General features: G+C 31.4%; 16 protein-coding genes. 6 read left to right on the top strand and 10 right to left on the bottom strand.

The annotated features are described in order from the left end of the window. Positions 1-196 precede the first annotated feature (196 nt). Both SPD45_RS12630 and SPD45_RS12625 read left to right on the top strand, forming a co-directional pair. Positions 197-508 carry a hypothetical protein gene (locus SPD45_RS12630; protein WP_336268135.1) on the top strand — a complete coding sequence of 104 codons (312 nt, stop codon included), beginning with the start codon at positions 197-199 and terminating at the stop codon, positions 506-508. Positions 509-835: 327 nt separating this feature from the next. Continuing rightward, entirely contained in the window at positions 836-1126 is a 291-nt protein-coding gene (locus SPD45_RS12625; protein WP_336268134.1) for a hypothetical protein, read from the top strand. A 142-nt stretch (positions 1127-1268) separates the two neighbouring features. On the opposite strand, the gene SPD45_RS12620 is transcribed toward SPD45_RS12625, so the two are convergent. Both SPD45_RS12620 and SPD45_RS12615 read right to left on the bottom strand, forming a co-directional pair. Then, on the bottom strand, positions 1269-1460 hold the full coding sequence (locus SPD45_RS12620; RefSeq protein WP_336268133.1) for a hypothetical protein: 192 nt from the start codon (positions 1458-1460) through the stop codon (positions 1269-1271). Positions 1461-1630: 170 nt separating this feature from the next. Next, a complete protein-coding gene (locus tag SPD45_RS12615; RefSeq protein WP_336268132.1) occupies positions 1631-2941 on the bottom strand; it encodes a hypothetical protein in 1311 nt (436 codons plus the stop codon). A 466-nt stretch (positions 2942-3407) separates the two neighbouring features. Here SPD45_RS12615 and SPD45_RS12610 point away from each other — a divergent pair, with 466 nt between their 5' ends. The 3 genes from SPD45_RS12610 to SPD45_RS12600 all read left to right on the top strand — a co-directional run bounded on the left by SPD45_RS12610 (position 3408) and on the right by SPD45_RS12600 (position 7245). Further along, on the top strand, positions 3408-4793 hold the full coding sequence (locus tag SPD45_RS12610) for a YfcC family protein (protein ID WP_336268131.1): 1386 nt from the start codon (positions 3408-3410) through the stop codon (positions 4791-4793). Positions 4794-4861: 68 nt separating this feature from the next. Next, a complete protein-coding gene (locus SPD45_RS12605; RefSeq protein ID WP_336268130.1) occupies positions 4862-6103 on the top strand; it encodes a M20/M25/M40 family metallo-hydrolase in 1242 nt (413 codons plus the stop codon). A gap of 2 nt (positions 6104-6105) precedes the next feature. Continuing rightward, positions 6106-7245: a M20/M25/M40 family metallo-hydrolase gene (locus tag SPD45_RS12600; protein ID WP_336268129.1), complete on the top strand. Its 1140-nt coding sequence runs from the start codon at positions 6106-6108 to the stop codon at positions 7243-7245. Positions 7246-8303: 1058 nt separating this feature from the next. Here the strand turns inward: SPD45_RS12600 and SPD45_RS12595 are convergent. From SPD45_RS12595 to SPD45_RS12570, 6 genes are all read right to left on the bottom strand, one after another. Next, positions 8304-9209 (bottom strand): hydroxymethylglutaryl-CoA lyase, encoded by a 906-nt coding sequence (locus tag SPD45_RS12595; RefSeq protein ID WP_336268128.1) that lies wholly within the window; start codon positions 9207-9209, stop codon positions 8304-8306. A 31-nt stretch (positions 9210-9240) separates the two neighbouring features. Next, positions 9241-10452: a CaiB/BaiF CoA transferase family protein gene (locus tag SPD45_RS12590; protein ID WP_336268127.1), complete on the bottom strand. Its 1212-nt coding sequence runs from the start codon at positions 10450-10452 to the stop codon at positions 9241-9243. A 77-nt stretch (positions 10453-10529) separates the two neighbouring features. Beyond that, positions 10530-11201, bottom strand: a complete 672-nt coding sequence (locus tag SPD45_RS12585) for a GntR family transcriptional regulator (protein WP_336268126.1) — start codon at positions 11199-11201, stop codon at positions 10530-10532. Positions 11202-11293: 92 nt separating this feature from the next. Continuing rightward, entirely contained in the window at positions 11294-11647 is a 354-nt protein-coding gene (locus tag SPD45_RS12580) for a hypothetical protein (protein WP_336268125.1), read from the bottom strand. Next, positions 11648-13138, bottom strand: a complete 1491-nt coding sequence (locus tag SPD45_RS12575; RefSeq protein ID WP_336268124.1) for a sodium:solute symporter family protein — start codon at positions 13136-13138, stop codon at positions 11648-11650. A 62-nt stretch (positions 13139-13200) separates the two neighbouring features. Beyond that, complete coding sequence (locus tag SPD45_RS12570) at positions 13201-14178, bottom strand: hypothetical protein (protein WP_336268123.1); 978 nt, start codon at positions 14176-14178, stop codon at positions 13201-13203. An 837-nt stretch (positions 14179-15015) separates the two neighbouring features. On the opposite strand from SPD45_RS12570, the gene SPD45_RS12565 reads away from it, so the two are divergent. After that, positions 15016-15594, top strand: a complete 579-nt coding sequence (locus SPD45_RS12565; RefSeq protein WP_336268122.1) for a hypothetical protein — start codon at positions 15016-15018, stop codon at positions 15592-15594. A 1434-nt stretch (positions 15595-17028) separates the two neighbouring features. Here SPD45_RS12565 and SPD45_RS12560 read toward each other — a convergent pair. Both SPD45_RS12560 and SPD45_RS12555 read right to left on the bottom strand, forming a co-directional pair. Further along, positions 17029-18240, bottom strand: coding sequence for an LptM family lipoprotein (locus SPD45_RS12560; RefSeq protein WP_336268121.1), 1212 nt, complete (start codon positions 18238-18240; stop codon positions 17029-17031). 15 nt (positions 18241-18255) lie between these two features. Further along, the coding region (locus SPD45_RS12555; RefSeq protein WP_336268120.1) for a hypothetical protein at positions 18256-18793 on the bottom strand (538 nt) is incomplete at its 5' end.

Below are 18793 nucleotides of genomic sequence, written 5' to 3'. Positions count from 1 at the left end.
CCTTTAGAAGTTTTTCTGTATGTAAACATATATGATGATATTTTTATACATTGACATACAGCCCTTTTAACGTATATGATTTTGGGAAACAAATTGTTTCGTCATATATGGAATTTGTATGATGATATTTTCATCTGAGAAGTACAATTTTATAACAATCGAAACCTTTTTGATGCATACGTTGGGGGGGAAATTTATGAAAAGAAATATCATGTCGCTCATTCTCATTGTTATTATATTATTAGCAACCTTTTTAGGTTGGTTTGCGCAAGATATTGCTTACTATTTTTCTGATCACTTATTTTATAAAGATCCATTTAAAACGCTAATCGTCGTAACAATCATAAGTATTAGTTTGTTTATTATTTCATTTGTACTAAATACTATTCTATTAGCCAAACAAAAAGTAAATCCAAAAATATATACCATTTTATTGCTTACCAATGTTTTTATCGGCTTTTTCGTTACTTTTTGGTCTTTATTTGTATTAGCAATGTGGTGGGGATAGTATCATTATTGTGTAGAATTTACGATTTCTAAGGAGGCATTCATGTTACAAAATACTCTTGTATTTTATCCAAAAGTTTATATACTAGTTTCAAAATAAATTGATAGGAATCGTTGATCAATACAATTTTTTCTTATCTTTTTATATTAATTTCCTTAACTTTAAAAATCATTTTACATACTATATAGTTACGAAGCCTTTGTTACATCTATCATCCTATTCGTTTTTCCGCTTTTGTTCACCAAGGTACTTTCAGTTGAATATTGGAAAAGCAAAAGACATAGTTAAACAATTCATTATTAAAATTACTTGAAAGGAGCAATACATATGTGGCTTACGTTCGGATTTATTACTATAATAGCAACTTTTATTAATCTCTTTATGTATGCTACAAGTAAAAATTACCGAGTGGCAATGGCAACAGCTTTATCTTTTACTGTTTTAACAGTTATTGCACAGTATAAAATGGTCTCTGATTGGGTAAAAACAGGAGATTGGGCCGCATTAGAAGATGTAGTACCGACAATGGAAAAAACATTATGGATAATAACCATCCTCTCAATCATTCTTAACATAAGTCCTTTACTACTTGAATGGAAAAGAAATAAAGCGCTGTAATATGTGCCTTAGAAAATGTTTTTAAGCTAGCTTAGTAAAAAAGAAAAACGGTTATCACATGACGTTTAATTGTGACAACCGTCTTTCCTGCTTCTACTCACAATGTCCGTTCTTACATCCAAACATGCGAGAATAAATGGATTTATTTCGTGCTACCTATGTAATATAACCATAATTCTGTATAACGAACAAAAACTTCCACCGTATCATATACATCCAAATGATCTTGAAAACCGGTATAATCTAAATCATCTGTTACTTTCATCGAATACATAAGTTCCTCTACATCCAAAGTTTCATCTGTGGTGTTTTTCACTGTGACATCCAGTAACATATATCCATTTCTCGTACTTTTCTCACCTTCTAATTCCCCTTCAATGAGCTCAGCTTTATCTAATGTTAATTCGTATTGCTCGAGAGTTGTATCAAATGTATATAACCTTAATAAATCTATCTAGTTAATTGTAACCTCGTATATTATTACATCTACTATACGTATGAATTTCAATTTATCTTATCGATTTCCCTAATTAGATTTTCAATTGTTAATTGGAATTTCCTTTCAGGTCTTCCAACTGTATAGTTTTCATTAGTTATTTCAACAACTGCTTTTTTTCTCGCTAACTTATTTAGGAGTCTATTAGCACTTCTTGTTGTAAGATTTAACTTTTCAGCTATAATTTTAGCAGTAATTATATTTTGCTTAATAGACAAAATTTCTTTAAATTGTTCTGAAGAAACTCCTAAAAAGTCACTAAGTTGATAGACTTTATTACTAATAAAATCAGGTGAATTTGTTGTTGGTATTTCATTAAGGGCAATGTATTCCCCAAAGTATTTCAGTATTACATTCTCTTCATTATTATTTTCCATAACACGTTTCATTGCATCTAAAGCGTCCATTCTTGAGTAGTTTAATTCAGAATTAACTCCCCAACTAACTTTCACGTTGAAAGGAAGTTCATTCTTTAGATAACTAGATAACTGACAGCTTGTGAAATTATTTGTTATATCTCGTAATGATTGAATAGTTATCAGAATCTCAAAATCAAATTTATCCGGGTTAATTAATAATAAGTTATTAAATTGCTGATTAAACTCTAGAAGGGCATTATTTAGCGATATATAATTAAAATGATTATTGTTTAATTCATCAACTAATTTAACTTTACCTACAGCCAACTGTCTTTCCTCCAGTTGATGTAATTTAATGTTTTGTATTAATAAATCAAGTTGTCGGACCATGCTATCAGCTGAAGGGTGGATAGTGATGTGTTTGATTTCTTCCTCATCAAGTAACTTTGCCAGGTTGTTAGACCCTGTAATGATTAAATCTATTTTGTCTGTATGCAACAAATATTTAATATGTGCTAGTATTTTCTCATAAAGATCCTCTTGTCCCATGTTCTCCAATCTATTTTTGAATACGTATGGGAATTCATCCTCTGTAAGAATATCTCCAAGACCCATGAATTTGTTTTCCTCAGTTGTAATATCACAAAAAGTTCTGTTTAAACGGAAAGTTTTATCATTGATTAGAATACTAGTTAATCTTTTATAAAAATTGTGTTCTTCTAAAACAAAATAATCAGTTGGAATATGAAAATATCCAAGTTTGTTTTTTAATAATAAATAAGGTGTAGGACCACTAAACATCACGCCATCTAAAAGAGCCGTGTGTTTCATATAAAGTTTTTCTAGCTCACTATATTGTTTAAAAGGTAAAAAAATTAATTCACAATTATCCATTATATATTTGATTTTCTTTATCCACTTAATAGAATTAGCCCCATAAATTATTCCAATCCTGTACAAAAAATCCCCTCCCTTTTATTCTTCATTAATGTAATACAAAAAAAGAAGTTAACTTTATTATAATATAAAACTGAAAATTTTACCTTGATAGAATTATGAAGATACTTGGCCGATCTATATTGTAATAGGGAAAATAAGGAAATATTCAGAAAGTTGTTGAATTAGAACAAATCATATGTTATTCTACATAAACGACATGTCTTTATGTTAGTCTTAAATGCAATTGATATATTGATATGATACTTAAGGGATTGACCTTTATCTTCTTATCAAAGGTAATCGTTTGTTTTTTATAAAGTTAATTGTAATGTGGGATTACTATTATACGAAAACCACAAAGCAAATTAACAAACAAAAATTAAGCGCTTACAAAGTATCGCTAAGATTATTTTAAAAAGGAGTGGTGAGGAAATAAGACTAACAAAAAAGTTTCATTCAATTATTTATACACTAAGGAGGATAAAATATGTTAGAAAAAAAGAAAAAATGGTCATTTCCTCATGAATTTATAATTATAGTCACAATGGCGGTAATAGCTTGTATTCTAACCTACATTATTCCAGCTGGAGAATATGATCGAACGAATACAGAAAGTGGTATCGAGGTTGTTAACCCAGATATCTTTAATTATGTACAAGGTTCCCCAGTACCATTCTGGGAAATACCAATGCTACTAGTACAAGGTTTTTATGATTCAAGTAATTTAGTATTCGCGATACTTATTTTTACTGGATCTATGCAAATCATTATGGCTACTGGTTCATTACGTGCTTTAACAAGTACAGTTATAAGAAAATTTGGTAAGCGACAATCGATGGCGGTAGCATTAATTATGTTTGTTATTGCTGTTCTCAGTTCTCCAATGGGATATAACCCATTTATTGCATTTGTACCAGTAGCTCTACTATTATCTTATCAATTAGGGTATGACGAAATAGTTGGTGTGGCTATGGTATGTTTAGCAGCATCAATGGGGCCAATCGCTGGTATGTTAAATCCATCTACTACGGGTATAGCTAACGAATTAGCGGGACTTCCATTATTTCACGGTTTTGGCTTTCGATTAATTGGATTTTTTGCCATTACGGCTGCAACAATCGCATATTTATTAAGCTATGCGAAAAAAGTAAAAGCAGATCCAACTTACAGTTACGTTTATGGAATAAAACCAAGTGTGACTTCAGAGGATATTCAAGATCATGAAGAGAAATTAACAAAACGACATATAGCTGTTTTATCTGTTTTTACTGTATCATTAATAATTTTAGTTTATGGAGCTACTAAACTTAGTTGGGGATTCCAAGAAATGTCAGCATTCTTTTTAGTATTGGGTCTACTTGGCGCAATTATCTATGGAATGAGTTTAAACGAAATGTGTAATCATTTTATTGATGGAGGTAAATTAGTAGTTCGAGCAATTATTTTAATATCCCTTGCTAGGACTATTTCTATCATTCTTACTAATGGTAATATTTTAGATACAGTTGTACATTTTGTATCATCAGGCATGAATTATATCCCAACATTTTTACAGGCACCAGGTATGTTATTAATGCACACTGTAATTAACTTTTTTATCACTTCTGGTAGTGGACAGGCAGTTGTTACAATGCCAGTAATGCTTCCAGTAGCCGATATTGTTGGAATGTCTCCTGAAACGGCTATATTAGCCCTTAATTATGGAGATGGATTTACAAATCTTATATTTCCACATTCTGCAGCATTAATGGCATTTTTAGTATTATCAAAAGTTCCTTATCAAATATGGCTAAAATTTATTTGGAAATTAGTATTGATATGGTACGCGATTGCTTCTATCATACTCATCATTGCACATATGATTGGATATTAAATAATCACAAATTCGTTCCATAACATCAAGTCTAAGGGGTTTACTTCATAATAGAAAGGAAATTAAACATGAAAAAATTATTAAATAATGAAAACATTATAAATGCACTTCAATTTATAAAAGAGCAAGACAACAAAACTCTGCAAGAACAATTAGAACTCTGTGAAATTCCAGCACCTTCTCATCATGAAGAAAAACGTGCTTATTATGTCAAAGAAAAGTTTGAAGAGATTGGTTTAGAAAATGTGAAAATTGATAAAGTATCGAATGTTATGGGGACAATTCCAGGAAGTGGAAATGGTCCCACAATTATGATCGCAGCTCACACAGATACGGTGTTTCCTATTGAAACTGATTTAACAATAAAGAAAAAAGACGACGTGTATTATTGTCCTGGAATTAATGATGATACTAGAGGGGTTGCTGAATTAATCACTATTGCAAGAACTATGAAAAAACTGAATATTCAACCTATAGGGAATATTATTTTTTGCGCAAACGTATGTGAAGAAGGTCTAGGTGATTTAAAAGGAGTTAAATATATATTTGGAAATTCAAATCATTCGATAGATGCATTCATTTCAATTGATAATCCAGTACCTGGAGGGATTGTTTATACTGCAACTGGTAGTCACCGATATCAAATAACGTTTAAAGGTCCAGGGGGACATAGTTTCGCCGACTTTGGTTTACCGAACCCAATACATGCAATGGGTCGTGTTATTAATACGATTTCTCAATTTCAAGTACCAAAAATCCCTAAGACAACATTCAATGTCGGGATAATTGAAGGTGGGACATCTGTTAACACTATTTCTGAATCAGCCTCGATGTTGGTTGATATACGTTCCGATTGCGAGGAGGAATTAACCCGCTTAACTAATGAATTGAAAAATGCAGTGAAACAAGAAGTTAAAAATGAAAATAAAAAATGGGATAGTAAAGAAGAAGTAATTGCTGAAATTGAAATGAAAGGAAATCGTCCAGCTGGAACACAATCGCAAGATTCTATCATCGTAAAAGCTGCATGGGAAGCGGCGAATGTTATTGGTATTGAGCCGGAGCTTAGAAATGAAAGTAGTACGGATGCCAATATACCAATTAACATGGGTATTCCTGCAATTACAATAGGTCGTGGAGGAGAGGAAGGAAAGGTTCATACAACTGATGAATGGTTTAAACCTACGAATGCATTTCTTGCCCCACAAAGGGATTTAATTTTAATACTGGGATTGGCGGGATTAGAAAATTATATAGAACCAATGATAAATACGGATAACAAAAAGTTAAAAAATGAGATAGGTGATTAATAATGATACAAGAACAAATAATCAAAAATTTTGTGGATGAACATAAACAAGAAGCTATTTCTCTTTTGGAGGAATTAGGTAAAATACCTGCACCAAGCTATCATGAGGAAAAACGAGCAGAATTTTGTAAGCAATGGTTTATTAAACAAGGTGGAAATGATGTTTGGATAGACGAAGCTAAAAATACAATTTGTGCTATTGATTGTGATAAACATAAAGAAATAGTTTGCTTTATGGCTCATACTGATATAGTATTCGATGATAGTGATGAATTACCAATGAGAAGAGAAGATAATATACTTTATGCCCCTGGAATCGGAGACGATACTGCTAATTTAGTTAATCTAATGATGTCTGCGAAATTTATTTTACAAAATAGACCCCAATTAAACAAAGGCATACTTATTATTGCTAATTCTTGTGAAGAAGGTCTTGGTAATTTAGAGGGCTGTAAAACAATTTTTAAAAACTTTGGAGACAGAATTAATGAGTTTTATTCATTCGATGGTTATATGTCCCAGTGTACTAGTGTTCCAGTTGGATCTTATCGTTATAAAATATCTGTTCATGAAGATGGAGGACATTCTTATTTAGATTTTGGTAAAGACAATGCAATTTATACGATGGTATCACTTATACAAGATTTATATAATATTACAGTTCCAACTGAAGAAAAAACAACATTTAATGTAGGTCATATCCAAGGAGGAAGTACCGTAAATTCTATTGCTGAAAAAGCTACAATACTTTATGAATATCGCTCCTCTAGCCAAAAATGTTTATCTATCATGGAAGAGAAATTTCACCAAATAATCTCTAACTTTGAAAAAAGAGGTAAAAAGATTTCTATAGATACATTGGGAATTAGACCTGGTAAAGGAGAGTTTGACGAAAAGAATTTTAAACAATGGACAGAAAAAAATATTGATATTATTAAAAGGTATTATGATGGTCCAATAGATCAACGCCCCTTTTCAACAGATGCTAACATTCCTTTATCACGAGGAATATTAGCAAATACTATTGGAACAATTATCGGATCCGGTGCACATACAAGGGAAGAATGGGTAGATCTCAATAGTATTCCTAATGGAATGAGTATAGCATTATCCTTATTATTACAATATGTCGTGGAAGAATAGAAATAATCCTTTAAATGATGAAAACTAAAATATTAATGCTAGGATAATATTATATATCAAAAGTAATTCCATTATTAACTCGATTTTTGCAATTTCTACAGGAACTGTAAAACCTTAGTGTATTCATCATTACTACTATCTATATAATACATTGTCTTGTTACTATCCTAACTGCTATCATTATTTTAACGGGATAACAGACATATGACAAATTGTAAATTTTGCTTAGTGTGAAGTCACAATTCAATTACCTTCACACTAAGCAATTTCTCTTTTAATTTATAAATGTGAAATTATATTCGTAACTAGTGCTCGACAATTAGTATTCAAGAAATTTAGATAAAATTATAAATCGAACCATTAGCGTTACATTAATTAAGTGTGAATATTAATCATTTTCAAAGTAATTCGTATTTAATTTTAGAATAATAAAAATTCCTTTATAACGGATGAGTAAGTAGTGAACCATCCAAATCCAAAATAATACATTTTTACAATGGTTATTCCGATAATTCATCATTTATTTAACATTCTCCACCAGACTATTAAACGAAGAAATTGTTTATATCCCTTTTTGTTTCATTATTGCTTCATGCTCAACTGCATGAAACGGTAAGTATACAAACAATTAGTTATGAACTCTTTTCCGATGAAATGCTATAATAATCAATTGGATTACATTATATCATCACTTCTTAATTATGAATGTTTTGATCATATGACTTTTTCGTTTCTCATCTTTGAAAAAACACTGTTATTCGTATCATCGAGATATTTTCATTGCCAACTAATTCAAAAACTCTTTCCAATAAAATGTTTGTTATTGCAACAACACATAAGTGGGCAGAAAATGTCTTTCAAAAACTTTAAATTCTTGACAATAAGAGCAATAGACTTATACTTTTTCTGAATCGATTTGTTTTAAATGCTGAGAGATAGTAAAATCTATAAATCTAAATGGATCTCGAATGATTTTTCAAAAGGAAATTCACTTGTTTTCATTTTCAATCATAAAATAGTGGCAGTGGGATGATTTATATTAACGTTTATTCTATACTTTAAAATTCATGCAAATCTGTTATTTTTCCGGACTTTACAACCTGACCTGGTAAATCGTTTCTTCCAACAATATTAGGTAACTTTTTTGATATATTAATAAGACGATCAAGGTTCGCACTATTATTTATACCCATTTGATCAAGCATATGAACTAAATCTTCTGTACAAATATTACCGGTTGCTCCTGGAGCAAATGGACAACCGCCCAAACCTCCTAATGAACTATCAAATTGTGAAGCTCCTGCCTCTATTGCTGCTAACACATTTGCAAGCCCCATTCCACGGGTATTGTGAAAATGGAGTGATAATGGAATTTCATCAATTTCCAATTTTACTTTATTTACAAGCCTTTTAACTTGAACAGGATTTGCCATTCCAGTTGTATCTGCTAGAGTGATACTATTCATACCCATTTCCAAATAATCATCAATAATTCTTAAAATTAATTCTTCCGAGATAGAGCCTTCAAATGGACAACCAAAACTAGTTGCAATAGACCCGTTAACTTTTATCGCTGAACCTTTTATCAATTTCATAATATTCCTAAACCCATCAAGTGATTGTTCATGTAATTGATTAACATTTTTCATATTATGTGTAGCACTTGCTGACATGACAAGGTTAATTTCATCTATATTTGCATCAATTGCACGTTCCGCCCCTTTTAAGTTAGCAACTAAAGCAACATAACTCACATCTTTATTTCGTTTAATAGCCTGAGCCACTATATCCGCATCACTAAGCTGTGGCACTACTTTTGGTGAAACAAAGGATGTAATTTCAATTTTTGAGAAACCACATTCACTTAACTCATCAATTAACTTAATCTTTGTTTCTGTTGGAATAAACTTCTTCTCCATTTGAAAACCGTCTCGCGTAATAACTTCCTGAATTTTAATGGTCATTTATCTTTTACCTCCTTTTATATTTTCCCAATTAAATAATACCAGTTTCTTTTAATTGTTTTATTTTTTCATCAGAGTACTGGAGTATATCTTGATAAATCTCTTGATTGTGTTGTCCTAATTTCGGACCAGCCCATTTAATTCTTCCAGGAGTTTCAGAAAATTTAGGCATTATACCAGGCATTTTTAATGATCCTAATCCATCTATTCTAACATTTTCAATCATTTCTCTTGCTTGATAATGAACATCATTCATAATATCAGCTATATTATAAATTGGTCCGTTTGGAACATCAAATTGATCTAATATTTCATTAGCTTCTTTTAAACTATGTTGTAGTGTCCAATCATTTATAATACCATCGAGATATTCAGCTTTTGAAGCTCGTAGGTCATTTGTTGCATAATTCGAATCTTCTGCAATTTGTGGATAACCAATTGCATTCATTAATCGTTTAAATATACTGTCTCCATTTCCACCAATAACAATATACTTCCCGTCTCTACATTGATACGTATTAGAAGGAACTATTCCAGGTAATGTACTTCCAGTTCTTGTCCTTATATGTTTATAATAATCGTATTCTGGAACGATGCTCTCCATTAAACTAAAAACAGCCTCATATAAAGCACAGTCAATCAATTGACCTTTATTTGTTCCAATAACATCTCGATGATAGATTGCCATCATAGAACTAATTACCGCGTATAGGGACGTCACAGAATCCCCTAAACTGATTCCAACTCGTGTTGGTGGTCGATCCGGATATCCAGTGATTTCTCTTATCCCTCCAAAAGATTCCCCTATACTTCCAAAACCTGGTTTTTTACTATAAGGACCATCTTGTCCATAACCTGAAATTCTGACCATTATAATTTTTGGATTAAATGCTTTAAGATCCTCATATCCAATTCCCCACTCTTCTAATTTTCCAGGTCTAAAATTTTCAATAATAATATCTGTTTCTTTGGCCAATTCTTTAATAATTTCTTGTCCTTCTTTAGTCTTTAAATTTAAAGTAATAGATTTCTTATTTCTAGCCTGTACATACCACCACAATGAAGTGTTTTCATGCATAAGCCGCCATTTTCTAATTGGATCACCTGTATTGGGGTTTTCTACCTTAATTACTTCCGCCCCAAAGTCAGAGAATATTCTTCCTGCAAACGGGCCGGCGATTAAAGTACCTAACTCTAATACCTTTAATCCTTGTAATAATTCTTTTGTATGTTCATTAAACATTTACACGCCTCCTCATTAAAAGTCAACTGTCAACTGTTAACACTAAAAAATATACATAATATTTTAAATAAATATGATTAATTTTCTTTTAGAAACATTCTTTTTAAACTTTCCATATCATATATAATATGTTTTTTCATTAGTTCACAAACAAGTAATGCGTTTCTCTCTTTTAATGCACTGTATATTTCTAAATGTTGATTATGTGCAATTTCACGCCTTTCTTGATTATGAATATTAAATTTACGGTACAGTCTTATTAAACTTCTTAACTGATCAATCTGACCTATGAGTCTTCTATTCATGCTGGCATGTACTATAATATGATGAAATTCACTATTTATATCTAAAAACTGCGCTGTAATACTATCATTCGTTGTTTCAATATTAATTAATTCACTTGATTTTTCTAATAGTTTACGTAAAAGTTTTAAATCTTTCTCCATCATATTTTTCGCGGCTAATTTTGCAGCAAAAGACTCTAATATCATTCTACACTGATAAATATCAGCCAAGTCTTGTACATTAGGCTTATAAACATGTAGATAATTTTTTTCGTCCCTTTCGAGTAATCCTTCTTGCTCTAATCTACTCACCGCTTCTCTAACCGGTCCTCGGCTCACACTTAAATCTTGTGATATTTTCACTTCATTAATACGTTCCCCATATCCAATTTTACCACTTAAAATATCTTGGCGAATAACTTCATATACCTGATTATATAAAGGTTCTGATTTTACAATCCTCATTATTTGTCATCCTTATTTATCCATTTAGCATTATAATATCGTCAATCAGGTATAAATGCAATTAGACTTACCTCAATTCTTGTATTTTATTATTATGCTTTCCGAATGATTGCGTATACAATTCCACTAACTGTCATTAAAGGCCATATTATATAAATAAATACACCTGAACCAACCGAAAAGCCACCAAATGTTGCATCTAAACGGGTCATTCCACTCCCAGCCCATATAAATACTGTCATTGTAATGACTGAGAAACTTAGTAATGTGATCATCGAGAATAAACGTTTTATTTCATCGGTTTCCCCAAGATACATTAAAACTATAGAAAGTAAGGGTATAGTATAAAATACTAACTGCCAAATATTGAATAACATACCTATTAACATCATAATAAAAATTAAAGCAATTATATTTATATATATATCTATTTTATTAAACTTCAATTAAGGGGCCTCCTTTGTATTTTTTTCCGCAAAATAAAGATTATCGAACTTTTCCTGATCTTTTTTTGATTCAGTCATATAAGATACAATGATAAATACTAATACCCCTATAACAAACGTTATTCCTCCCGTAAAGAAATAATCTGGAGTAGTAATGTATCCTTTAGAAGTCATCACTGTCAAAATGAAGTTAAATAAAAGCCCAAAAAACATTGACAAAAATGCAGCAATTCCTGTTGCTCGTCTCCAATAAATCCCTAATATAATTGGGCCAAATGTAGCGGCAGCAAAAGCGGCCCACCCAAATGCTCCCATAAGATATATTATTTGATCCAAATATAGCGCAAATAAAAGTGAACATAATACAACAATTGCAGAATAAAATCGTCCCCACAATAACTCCCGCTTCACTGTGATATTTAATCCTGAAGCTAAATCTCTCATAATTGCAGAAGCACCAATAGTTATAAAACTACTAGCACTAGACATGATTGCTGCTAATAAAGTAACAAGGGCCAAGCCAGCTGCAACAGGAGCAATAATATCTGCTGACCCAAAAAACGCAGTGGTAGCAGAATCATAATCTGGAAGTTCTGCAAATTTTCCATCAATTACCATAGCTCTCATAGACAGACCAACACCAAGTGCAAAAAAAGTCGTAATTGAATATGCAATACCTGTTACAAGAGCTCCCCAACGTAGTTCTTTTACATCTTTTAACATAAGAAATTTAGTGATCATTTGTGGTTGACCAGCAATTCCAAATGTTATCATAATAGTATTACTAAACACCCAAGTTAATGGCATAACACCCATTACAGATACTAAGGCAGGATCATGTGTATATAAAGTGTTGAGCATATTTCCCCAACCTCCTACATTAGACATGGCAATAAAGAAAACAACAATAGACATTACGATCATCATTACACCTTGAATCATATCTGTCCATATTGCAGCTATCATCCCACCTGCAATTGTATATATAGCTACAATGCCCGCTCCTATCCAAGCTCCAGCATTAAAAGAAATATCAAATAATAACGACATAATTAACCCTGTTGCTGCTACCTGTGTCGTCATATATCCAACAGCACCAATAAACATTGCAATTGAAACAGTAATATGCGCAGCACGATTACCATAGCGAACTCGAATAATATCCGGTACAGAATAAATTTGATGCTTGTCTGCAATTTTTCGAAGTTTTGTACCTAGTAAGACCCATGCTAACAAAAAACCAAGAGGTGCTAAAATTGCAGCTGTTAATATTGCTTGAATTCCCCATCCATATACGGTCCCGGTTGTGCCAAACATTCCCCATCCACTCTGAATTGAAGAAAATGTTGCAATTGCCATAACGAAAAAACCCAAAGATTGACCAGCTACAAGAAATTCCTTAGATGAAGTTGTCTTTTTTTGTGCCCAAAATCCAATAATTAACATTAAAAGAAAATAGATGGCTGTTACAATTAAAATAATGCTACTCATACTCTTTCTCCTTACTGTATTTTATAATAGTTTTCTCATGTTTCTTTTTTTACATTATCTGATTATTGACTAATAAAGGATTGATTTTCAATCCATTTTTGAATATATTCTGCAATCTCCATATTATTCTTATCCATCATCATCAAATGAGAGTTACCTCTAAAACCTTCGTCCGGTAACATGACAACATCTACACTCCCACCCGACTTTTCAATAGCATCATAGTATTCCTTTGTACGATTTAGTATTTTTGTCCATCGTTCACTTTTTTTAATATTATCTCCGTACAATGCTAGAATTGGTATATTTTTTAATTTTTTTGCATTTTTAAGATCCCCTCCCATACCTGGCTCAATAGCAATAATCGCTTTAATTTGATCAGGAAGTTCCTCGGCTACCTTAAATGCGTATGTAGCTCCTTGAGAATGTGCAATAATGATACTACTATTATTTCTTTTGATTAATTCCTTATAAGCATTAATTGATGATTCATGAGAATCAATCCATGATGGGACTAATTGTTTGATTAAATTATCATAATGTTCAATTGGAAATTTACTATGTTTATAAGGCGTACAATTCCCATTGTCATAATCATCTTCACCTATTCTCCAAAGCTTATATGGATAATACTCTGGAAAAAGTAATGGTTCTTTAGAAAAAATTGAATGATATGGAAGCCATCCAGCCCTTCCTCGTTCTACTGCATCAGAATTGTAAACCATCCATCCTTTTGTAAGAAAATAAGAAAGCCATCCTTTCCGTCCATCTGGAGTAGACTCATAAACAGCTCCAGTCAATCCCCCGCCATGCCAAAGTAATAAAGGAAACTTACTACATATTTCCAAAGGTATATAATATTGAACATACATATTACCTACATGAAAGGAATTGTTTAAATCAAACTTCACCGGTTCTCCACCTGGTGTCATTATTACTTCTCTTACTTCTTTATCAGTAAATGTAATTTTTTGACCTCCTATATAAAAGGAACCCATATCTTGTAATTTAATTACATTCATATCATTTTCCTTTTTCAACTATTCACTTCCTCTCAGATTTTCACTATTATCGACTCCCCTTTAAAAATAAATATTTTAATAGTTAAAGTAGAGTCTATAGGATTTTGTCTCCTCCTATAGAATAAAAATTTATTGCACTAAAACTCCTCCATTCCATAAATTAAGCTCAATATAATTTGACTGAATTATCTGATTTCATTATGTTTACTGTTAACAGTTATCAGAATTAAAGTATACTTTGAAGTGGTATGATTGTCAATATATTTCGAAAATTTAAAATATTACAGTTATTGATAAAGTCACTTAAAAAACTATTATATTAACAACACACCTGATATAAAAAACGGTAGTAATACTATTACTGATATGAAGTTAATAAACCTTAATGAAGTCGGCTTTTTCATTCTCAAAAAAATTCCTAAATTAATATTTTATAAATTCGCCGTTTATGTTAACTATTAATGCAATTGATTTAAGCTTACTTTGTTTTCCATTAAACAACTTCTGTTTCTGATTTAGAAACAGCTAAATCGCTTATGCAAAGTTTTCTGTCAACCAAGTTTTCATTCGACATTTATTTCAATGAATATCTTGCACTGTCTTTCTTTTGCTATAAGATTTATAGTAGTATATTATTAGGCAATATTTGTTTCACTTACATTTGAGAATCCCTTTTATAAACATTTTACTAATTACGAAAAATAAGCGTTCAATCTTTTTAGCAATTTGTAATAAAGATTGATGTGTAACTGAGCTTTCATTTATAATGAAATTAATTTACACAACAAGCAGGTCAATTGTTGTTGAAGAAATGATTAAATTATTTCACAAAGATTAATGGGAATGGAGAACCTTATGATAAAAGAAAAATGGATGCTCGTCACTTTAGGGATCATGAACTTCATCCTTGTCATCATGCATTTGACAGGGTATGTTCTACTATTTTTAAAACCTACAGGATATATACTCCCTTTGGTTATAAATATTGTAATGATTATTATAATCCTCATTAAATCAAAACTTTCTAAAGTATGGACAGTTATTGTGATAGCTTCTATTTTATTCATTAGTATACCTGTCATGTTGTTCTATAGTTTTATCTTACTGTTACAAGATTATAGTTATACTGAAATTGATAATCCTTATAGAAAACAATCAGTAGTAATCGAGTATCGACATGCTACATTAGGGGAAACAACTTATTTTTACAATGTTTATAAAACAAAGTTCGGTTTTATTGGCAAGAGACTTAACGACCAATCAATTACAATCATGGTTCGAGATTATTTGTCTAGTAACGATGCTGAAGGTGTTTTCGGTTTAGGAAATGAGGAATGGCTTTCTGCAAACACCGTCCGTTTCTTTACTCGGGAAGGGCCAAAAGATATACATTTAAATCCGTTACAATCATTATTTAAATTAGAAAATAAGTAAGAATCTATTAAAACGTTCATGAATGAGGAAAAGAATTCAGAAAAAATCAAATAATCACTATAAATGGAAATCTACTGACAAAACGTTATGATCCCAAAGCAGATCAAATATGGATGGACGTAATGAATGAAAGTGTTGAAGAAGCTCCCACACAGCAGTGTTCCGTATTCTTCCAAATTACAAACGAGCGTATTACATGCTAGAAGAATGCATACATCAATGGGAATATAATTTGTATCCTATAGAATGAGAATGATTATATTTCGCAAATGAAAAGTGAATCATTATATAATTAAATTTTGACCATCCCAAAATAAATAATTATACATTACCAGATTCACTTTTTATTATTCTTCTGTTGCCCGCATCCGAAAGGGTGACCATTAAAATTACATGCCATCTTGTAAATAAAGCGTTACTCATAACAATTAAACTTACCTAGTTTATTTCTCTATATTCCACTTTCTATTTCCCTTATTTAGATGTAAAAAAGAAGTTCATTTAATCTGAAATAATGTTAATATTGGGATGTAGCTAAAGTTATATGGGGGGATGGTTGTCACTTGTTACCTTTTCTTTTCTATAAGGAAAGGAGGTGATAATCATGGAAATGTTCTTCGAATTTTTAAAGGATATTTTCAGAGGGTTCATTCGCACAATTAGTGCGTACATTTTTCACAAAATTCTTTTTAAAAACGAGAAAACCACCTAACGCACTGTAGCAAGCAAAAAGGTGGTTCCCGCAAATAAACTTGTGACAACCACCGCCTGTACGGCTATGGTTGCAAAAAGGAGCGTTTGTGCGCTTCTCTTTTACTATCTATATACATTTTAACGTAAGAACATGCAAATATCAATATGCTTATTCATCTATACGTGTTAGTAACGCCACCAACTCCACATGGGACGAGTTGATACAATTGATGTATTTGCGAATTTTAACAAAATGCTCGTATGTGGAAATATGTCGGCTATAGCTTGCGTTTGTGGAAACGGCTCAATATTACATAATATCAAACTAAATATCATATGCGTAGTTTTTTTAAAATAATACCATACACCTTCTTAGCTGTTCTGCCTACAGCTTCCCCACTAAAATAAACGGAATCGTATTTTATCACATCTTCCGCAAAAAGAGTGTATCGATCAACAACCTCTCCTAAATCATTAAATTGTTCCTTCTCCTTATTAAATTTTCTATCCTCCTCTTATAACTCACGCCATATCCGCACATAATTATCAAAATATTTTTCAGTCGTTATTCGTTTTTCCAAGTAATTTTCTATCAATTTTTCTTTAGCAGTCATTTTCATTTGACCTTCTAAGCATTTAATTTTTATTTGTTGATTATATTTTTAAAAACATAACATTAATGTTTATATAAAAATAAGCAGGTAATTCTATCGAACATTTGAACTACCTGCTTATTTTTCATTAATTTAATTCTTTTACAGATTTAATTAACATCTTATCATTCTTTTTCACAAATTCCATTTCAAATTTCAGAGTATCGACAGTTTTACCATCTTTCGTTAATTCAGATTCCACTTCATATGTGAAATCATCCTTATCATTTCCTACTTTCGTAGACTTTGGTACTGAGAATTCAAACTTCGCACCTTTTTCTGCATACTTATCTATCAACTTCTCATACTCTGCATGTACATCATTATCCGCAAAATCATTCTTAATTAACGCTTTTTTAACAGCTGCATCAGCTTCTGTGAGTGAAAGTACAGTTGCACTACTATCAAACAAATGAGTTACTGTATTATTTACTCTTTTTTCGGCCAGATTATCTTCCTCTGAATCTTTAATTTTAGATTCATCAATTTCTAAAGGAACACTGTTCACACCAACATATTTGAGTTCTTGTTTTACCTCTTCAGACTCTACTTCATTACCTTGATAATCTACTAAAGCTTTAATCGTTGGCATATTATTATCTAGTTTTACACTATACATATCATTTTCATTTTTTGATACTTCTTCACCGTTAACAAATACTTTTTTGATTGTAGTATTTGAATAACCCTGATCAATTCTAAAGCTATAAATATTACCGTCTATAGACGCACGTTCATTTTTTGGTTTTGTAAAGTCAATAGAAATACTGTAGTCTCCTTCAACAGTATCTTTTGTTGCTGTTCCTTTAATTTCATATATACCAGGAACATACACGCCAATTTCTTGATAGTTATTACCATGTGGATTTTCTACTGTTAAGTCATTTACTCCAGCAGTAATTTGATAAGTGCTTGAAGGTAAATCTAGACCAATCTTATATCTCGGAATCTCTAACTCTACTTCACCGTCATTTTCAATTAGTAAGAATTCAAATCCAAGATCAGAATCTGGTTTAATTTCACCGGACTTTGCTTTAGCTTCCATTCGTTCTATTTCCTTATCAACAAGCTCAGTAAATTCTTCCTTAGAATACATTTCGTTGATAAGTTTAAAATACGCCTCAGCTTCATCCTCTGTGAGCTCTTCATCCTCCATTTCTACTAGTGAAATAAGTGCTGATGAATCTTCATTTAGAACCGCTTCCTTATAAGAAGTTAACTTCTCATCAGCTTTATCACCACACGCAACTAATAAGAATGATAAACCCATGACACATAATAAGCTTAATAATTTTTTCATGATGTTTACTCCTTATTATTTAGTTGGTACTACATAAGATTTTTGGTTATCCGTGAATCCTTCAAAATGCAAGTAGAAATTTCCTTCACTATCAGCATGAGCTAAATTTTCTAGAAACACAAAATCTAATTCAACTTCTTCACCAGGCGCAATTTCTTTTGAAAGCTTTTCTTCAGATAACTCAAAAACAAAATTTTCGCCGTTACCATTCATATCAACCCCAAGTCTTGGAGTAATGTACTCTCCAGGTACAATTGGTTCATCGCTTGTATTCTTTATAACAGTATCCGCTACAAAAAAATTATTCGTATCTTGTGCATTTGCAACATATTCAGTAATATCTTCACCATTGTACTCTCTAGTAACATCTACTGATTTAACCGTCACTTGGTAAGGAACTTCCCATTCATAACTTTCTACATCGACAGTTTCACCAATCTCATATACCGCATCTTCATTTTCAGTACCTTGATCTTGATCAGAACCACTTGAAGTCTCTTCTGTTTCAGTTTTCTCATTAGAAGTATCCGTTTCTTTTTCATCCGAACTATCA

Source organism: Pseudogracilibacillus sp. SO10305, assembly GCF_037072005.1.
In the GTDB taxonomy this organism is placed as follows: domain Bacteria; phylum Bacillota; class Bacilli; order Bacillales; family Amphibacillaceae; genus Pseudogracilibacillus; species Pseudogracilibacillus intestinigallinarum.
This window is presented reverse-complemented; position numbering and strand designations above follow the sequence as displayed.